Source organism: uncultured Corynebacterium sp., from assembly GCF_902782855.1.
Lineage (GTDB): Bacteria > Actinomycetota > Actinomycetes > Mycobacteriales > Mycobacteriaceae > Corynebacterium.
Map to the genome: position 1 here is coordinate 1 of NZ_CACZOO010000046.1, position 6475 is coordinate 6475.

Consider the following 6475-nt stretch of genomic DNA (forward strand, 5'->3'; position numbering starts at 1 on the left):
CCGGCGGACCCGGCGGACCCGGCGGACCCGGCGGACCCGGCGGACCCGGCGGACCCGGCGGACCCGGCGGACTCGGCAGACCCGGTGCCCGGGGCATTCTGCGACCCGAAGAACCGGACCAGGTCCGGAGCCCCGGAACCGGACACGACGACGTCCCCGAACCCGGCGCGGTCGGTGGCGGTCAGCAGGACCAGGGCGCCGGAGAGGAACCCGAAGTGCGAGAAAGTGTCCAGCGGGTCGGAGAGCAGGTCCCGCTGGTAACGCTCGAGCAGTCCGAGACCGCGGGTGTAGTTGCCGGTGACCCCCAGGAACTCCATGTGCCGGCCGACGCTGTCGGGTGACTGGAAGCGCACGTTCGCTGCGGCGCTGGTGCGCTGCGCGTAGGCCGCGAAATCCGGGTCCCCGTGCCGTAGCGTGATGAGCATGAAGTCCGCCAGCGCCATCTCAGGCTGGACTGGGCAGGGGGTCCGCCCGTGGTCGAGGATCTGCATGAGCAGTCCGTGCGCCGTCTGGAGGTCACCGACGCGCACGGCGAGGTCGAAACGCCCCGCAAGGCGGCAGGTCGGGCACTCATTGTCCAGGTCGTGGCCGTCGGAGGCGTCGATCCGCGTCTGCAGCGCCAGGGCGGTCTCCACGTCCCCGTTGACGACCGCGTCATCGCGCCGGGCGATGTCCACCGAGGTCTCGGGCGCGCCGGCCGCCCGGAAGTGCGCCTCCATCTCGTCGAGCACCGTGTCGGCCTGTGCGCGGGGGAAGACGCAGGACAGTGCGATGGTGTGCGCGGCGTGCTTGTACTGCCAGAACAGGTTCGTACCGGCGCCGTCGCCCAGGCCGGGGAACCGCTGCGGGTCCCGGTCATGGAGAGCGACGGCGGTGGCGAAGTGCGTGAGGAACTCGGCGTTCTCTTCGGCGTTCCCGAGGCTGTCACACAAGGCGACCAGGGCGAGGAACTCGGCGTCCTGGTCGCCGGTCTCCCGGGTCAGCGCCAGGGCTTCGCGGAGGACGCTGCGCTCCTCCTCGCCGAACGGCATGGTCCGGGCCTTGTCGAGGAGGGCGGTGGCGGTCATTCCGGTGTCATCGGAGAAGTGCATGGGTGGGATTCTAACGGGGGCATCGGACAGCAGAACTCGGAGGTGATTTGGTGTCTGCGGCCGGCAACCGAATTGTGGCCTCACTGGGGCCACAACTGGTGCAGCGCTGGCGTCGATGGGTTCTGGCGGAGGAGCGTCCATGGTGTGGGGCAGAATAGCTTGACACAATGCGTTCGCTGACTCGCTCTTCACCCAGGCGTCGACCGTCATCGGGCAGACCCGGACCTACGTTGCCACCCGGGCGAACGCCGCGCTGACCATGATGAACTGGCGGATCGGCCGTCTCATCGATATCGAGGTGCTCGGCAGCGAGCGTGCGGAGTACTCCCGGCAGATTGTCGCCACGCTGGGGCGACAATTGACCGAGCGCTTCGGAAAGGGGTTTGAGGCCCACAACCTGCAGCGGATGGTCAAGTTTGCCCAGCTCTTCCCCGACAAGGAGATTGTGGTCTCGCTGGGACCACAATTGAGTTGGACCCCACTTCAGGGCGGTCCTTCCCGTCCCCACCGAGGAAGCCCGCGCCTTCTACATCGACCAGGCGATCGCCGGGAAGCTCAGCGTCCGCGCCCTGCGCGACCTCATCGGTCGTCAGGGCTACGAGCGCAAGGAGATCGCCAACGCCCAGACCTCCGCCAGTTCCGTCATCCCGACAGACAGCTTCCGTGACCCGTACCTCCTGGACTTCCTCGGGCTGCAGGACACCCGGCAGGAGAAGGACCTCGAGGACGCGATCATCCGGGAACTGGAGTCCTTGCTCCCGGAGGTCGGTAACGGTTGGACCTTCGTCGCGGCGTCCGAGCGCGTCGCGAGGAGGGAACTCGACTGACCCCTCGCGGCGCACCACGGAGCCTCGGGTACCCTCGCGACCATGTCCGACGAGAACCCCTCCACCCCGTCCGCCGCCTTCGAACCGCATCTCGTACTCGGTGACCTGCTGTTCGATGAACTACCGACACAGGAAGACGTGATCGCGACCGTCACCGACGTACCCGGCGAGCTCGACATCACCGCAGCCCCCGCCGACGGGCAGGACGGGGTCGTCGAAGTCCGTATCGGGAAATCCGGGTCGACGGTCTTCCTCACCCTCATCGATGCCCCGGTCCCGGGTCATGAGGCGGAATCCAACGCCCATCAGCTGTACTGCCAGGGGGAGGAACTGGAACGGATCTCCACCCACCGGGCGCAGATCCTCGTCGCGGTGCGCCCCGAGTTCGCCGGAGACGCCGCGGCACAGGTCGCCGACCTCACCCACCGGCAACTGCAGCTGGTCACCGCCAGGATCCACGGGATGGTGACGATGGCGTTGTCCCGTCTGCCGGGCCTTGCCGGGTACTACTCCGGATCCGCCGCCGCCACCTACGGACTCACGTTCGTCCAGCAGGTGATGACCGGACAGTTCGGGTCGACCCCGTGGCCGCTGTGGGTGTCCGCGCGTCTGATGCGGGGCCCGGAGGGGTTCTCCGCCCACACCCACGGGCTCTGGTCCATGGGGCATCCGGAACTTCAGGTGGAGAACACCGCCATGGCACCGGCGGACCTGTTCATGTACCTCATGGACACCTCCGCCTACCTCATCCTGGAAGGTGAGGAGTTCTCCGACGGTCAGTCCACCGGACGCAGCGCCGAGGAACTGTTCACCCTGCATGCGGAGCCGTGGATCGTCGATCCGGCGGTGCCGGCGTTCCGGATCGGGATGTGACCTACCCCAGCACCTCGCCGACCCAGCGGGCCAGTTGCACCGGGGAGACCGGGGCGACGCGCATTCCGACCGCGGCGAGCTGCCGGGTGACGCCCACGTTGTAGGCCACTCCGGTCGTGCCGTGTCCGGTTCCACCGGCACCGGAGCCGGTGTCCCCGTCGGCCAACGCCGCGCAGCCCAGCATCCGTACCCCGGACTCCACCAGGTCACGGACCCTGCCGACCAAGGCGGTCACCGACCCGCCCTCCTCGAAGTCGCTGATGACGACCATTGCGGTGCGGGTCGGGTCGGTGATCTTCTGCGACGCCACCGCCACCGCCTTCGCGATGTCCGTTCCACCACCGGGGGAGATCTCCAGCAGCAGTGAGAGCGGGTCATCGGTGTGCTCCGAGAGGTCCATGACCTCGGAGTCGAAGGTGAGGAAACTCAGCCGGAATGTCGACACACCCGACAGGATCGCCGCCGTGACCGCCGCGTACACCGTGGACGCCTCCATCGACGGGGACACGTCCGCCACCACGATGATGTGCCACGGCGAGGTCTTGCGCACCGGGGAGCGGAACACCGGCGTCTCCGGGACGATCAGTCGTCGCCCGTCCACCTCGGTGACGTGGCCCAGGTTGCGTCGGATCGTCGCCGGAAGGTCCAGCTTCCCGGATCGGCGGGTCGTCGGTCGGCTCCCCGCCAGCCCGGCGAGCACCGGGGTGATCGTCGACGCCAGTTCCTTCGTCAACTCCGCCACGAGCTTCGACACCAGGGGGCGCAGCATTCCTAGCTGTGACTCCGAGAGCGCACCCCGAAGGCTCAACACCGTGCTCAACAGCTCCACGGACGGGCGCACCACCTCCGGATCAAGGGTTCCGCGACCGTCGGGGCCGAGCAGGGCGTCCACCCTGCCCTTCTCCGCCGCGGTCGCGAGGATCTCCTGGACCTGGTCAGCGCCGAACAATGCCTCGATCTCCCCGGACCAGGTGCGGACGTTGACCCGGCGCGGTCCACCGGTGCGACCCCGGCGTCCCCGGATCCGACCGTCGGCCGCACCGGTGGGGTCACTGCCCGGATCACCGTAGAGCTCGTCGAGGGTACCGGCCAGTCGGGACGCCGTGGCGGGAAGCTCCTCGGGGTCCGCGCCGAGGATCAGCCGCCACCGGGTCTCCGGGGCGAAATGCACGTCGGCCAGCCCGAGCGCCTCCAGCCGGTGCCGTGCGGCGATGTCCGCGGCGGCGAAGGACGACACCTGGTCGGCGGAGACGTCCGTTCCTGCGTCCGGCCGTTCGTCGAGCAGAAGTGCCAGCTCGTCGAGGAAATCCTCCCGTTCGGCGGGGGAGACGGTGTCGAAGGCTCCCCGCAACGGTGGGAGGGCGGCGACGAAAAGTCCGTCATCGACCGTGTTCACCCGCTCGATGAGTCCGGTCAAGGACCCGGAGCTGACCCAGGTGTTCCGGGCGGCGGCGAGGTACCCGGTGAGTCGCCGTTCCAGGACCCGTCGCGTCGCCGCATGGGCACCGAGATCGAGCCAGCTGCCGATCCGGGACGCCGAACCGTGCGTCGCCGCCTGCCCTCCCACCCGGTCAAGCACGGCCAGCGCGGCCCCCGACATCAGCGGCGATCCGTGATCCACGAGTCCGCCCAGGGCCCCGGTCAGCTCAGTGGCGTGGTCGTCCATCAGGGACGCGGCGCGCCCCAGCATGCGGGCGTCCGCCGGATCGTCACTGCCGGACACTCCCTCGATCTCCCGGACGACTGCCCCGGCGGTGCGGTCGGCGAGCCCGGCGCACCGGTCGCGGGTGCGGTCCGAGAGGAGGGCGGCGGCGGGCAGACGACCCGCGACCGACCCGAGCAGTTCAGTCGCCTGCACCGCCGTGGAGAACCCGATCGAGCCGAGCAGCGGACCGAAGGCGTCGAGAGCGCGGCTCAGGGCGGTGTCGGACCCGGTCCGGGCGGCGTCCCGCAGGACTGCGAGGACATCGGGGATACCGGGGTCGCCGTCGGAGCCCCGCGCCCGGGTGAGCCGGCCGAGCAGGACCATGGACGTGGCCTGTCCCAGGGTGACGCCCGAGGAGCTCAGCAGACCCAGTGCGGCGGTGGTGTGGGTCCGCCAGGAGACGGTGGCGGTGTAACTGCGGTTCTCCAGGCCACGGGTGCTGCCGGCGGTGGACTCGACGAGGAAAGGGACGTCCAGGGCGTCGAAGCGTTCCAACAGGACATGGCGGGCCAGTCCGGTCCGCCCACCGAACGGTGTGACGCGGACGTCCTTCGCCGCCGAGCGTTCCCTCGTGGGCATGCCGAGGGCGGCGGCCTCCTCACGGACGGCGGCGAGCAGGGCAGGTTCCGGGCAGTCCGGGGGCAGTTCCCCGAGCCGGTCGCCGACCATGACCTGCTGCAGGGCCGCGGCGACGGCCCGCCCGTGCCCGGCGACGGACCCCTGGGCGAGGACCGTGGTCAGTGCCTCGAGGACCTCGCCGCGTCCCGGTGCCGGCAGGTCCCGCAGCGCGGCGAGACCCGTGGCGACCCGCACCGTCTCGGCGGCCTCGGCCGGACCTGCGGGATGACCGGCAGACCGCAGGGCCCGGGCGACATCGGTGACAACGTCGGTGACAAGTGCGTGGACCTGACCGGGGGAGTTGACCGGGAGAACCAGCTGACGCCACCGTGGGTCGCGGATGCCGGAGGGGTAGCCGCTGCGGCTGTCGAGCTGGGTGAAGGAGTACGGCACCAGTGAGGAGACGACCGGACGGATCTCCGGGGCGGGGTCCGCCTCGACATTGTCCTCCGCCACCAGCGCCGCGGCATGGAAGCTGCCCACCACCGCCAGCACAGGACCGTCGATCCCGTCGAGCGCCCGGCGCATCCAGGTCTCCCGGGCGGCGGTGTGGGCGTCCACCGACCGCTCACTGATCCGGGAGGCGTAGCCGACGGCCAGCGCCGCACGGCGGACCCTGCACCAGTCCGCGCCGACCGACGGAGTCTCCACCCTGGCGTCCCAGGAGTCCTGGCCGACAAGGTCGGTGACGTCGACGGTGGGGGTCAGGTCGGACGTTTCCCCGGGTTCCCGCGGGCCGGTGACGTCCACCGCCCCGACCGGCAGGTCGATCGCATGGACCGGGACACCGTGGGCGACCGCCCACCGGACCGCCGCCAGCTCCGGGGAAAAGTCGGCGAACGGGTAGAGCGACATCGCCCCCGGGTCAATCATGCCCTGGTCGCCGGGGGTCGCCGGGGTCGCCGCCGGGCTCACTGCCGCGGCCACCGCCACCGGGGTGACCAGGTCCGGGTTCCCCAACCACCGCAGATGCCCGGCGAGGTCCGCGGGGAACTCCACCGCCACCGCCGCCGGACGCAGCTCCTCGGCCGCGGCGCACACCGCGCGGGTGCAGGCCGGGGAATGGTGCCGGACGCCGAGGACGGTGAGCCGGTCACCCGGCACGGGGTCAGCGGCCAACCGGTCCCATACCGGGTCAGCCCGCTCCGGACGAGTCGTCACCGCAGGTCCCCGCGGTGGTCCCAGAGTTTCCGCCACAGGGCCGCGCGAGCGTCTCCGGTCTCCTCGCCGGCGCGCCGCCGCACCGTGGCGTCCCAGTAGGCCTGCAGGCGGGCGGCGTCCTTGTCGTCGTCCTTGCGCACCGCGCCGAGCAGGTGGCCGGGCAGCAGTGACACCGCACCGGACACCGCGCCCTCCGAACC

4 protein-coding genes and 2 pseudogenes are annotated in these 6475 nt (G+C 70.7%); 3 read left to right on the forward strand and 3 right to left on the reverse strand.

Going from position 1 to position 6475, the window contains the following annotated elements; all coding sequences use genetic code 11:
• A pseudogene (locus QZV72_RS01945) lies at positions 1-1091 on the reverse strand (hypothetical protein); the annotation flags it as partial.
• A gap of 208 nt (positions 1092-1299) precedes the next feature.
• On the opposite strand from QZV72_RS01945, the gene QZV72_RS14870 reads away from it, so the two are divergent.
• From QZV72_RS14870 to QZV72_RS01950, 3 genes are read left to right on the forward strand one after another with little or no spacing between them, the layout of a single operon-like run.
• Entirely contained in the window at positions 1300-1758 is a 459-nt protein-coding gene (locus QZV72_RS14870) for a DUF1016 N-terminal domain-containing protein (protein WP_367119080.1), read from the forward strand.
• Entirely contained in the window at positions 1736-1918 is a 183-nt protein-coding gene (locus QZV72_RS14875; RefSeq protein ID WP_367119081.1) for a PDDEXK nuclease domain-containing protein, read from the forward strand. The genes QZV72_RS14870 and QZV72_RS14875 overlap by 23 nt, the downstream gene beginning before the upstream one ends.
• A gap of 42 nt (positions 1919-1960) precedes the next feature.
• Positions 1961-2791, forward strand: coding sequence for a DUF4261 domain-containing protein (locus QZV72_RS01950; protein WP_297004558.1), 831 nt, complete (start codon positions 1961-1963; stop codon positions 2789-2791).
• A gap of 1 nt (position 2792) precedes the next feature.
• Here the strand turns inward: QZV72_RS01950 and QZV72_RS01955 are convergent, their stop codons facing one another.
• Complete coding sequence (locus tag QZV72_RS01955; RefSeq protein WP_297004561.1) at positions 2793-6275, reverse strand: DUF5682 family protein; 3483 nt, start codon at positions 6273-6275, stop codon at positions 2793-2795.
• Positions 6272-6475: pseudogene (locus QZV72_RS01960) on the reverse strand (AAA family ATPase); the annotation flags it as partial. The pseudogene QZV72_RS01960 and the gene QZV72_RS01955, both read right to left, overlap by 4 nt.

What these genes read in the sequence shown, in the direction of transcription:
- QZV72_RS01950 (WP_297004558.1), top strand. Translation starts at nt 1,961, where the DNA reads ATGTCCGACGAGAACCCCTCCACCCCGTCCGCCGCCTTCGAACCGCAT.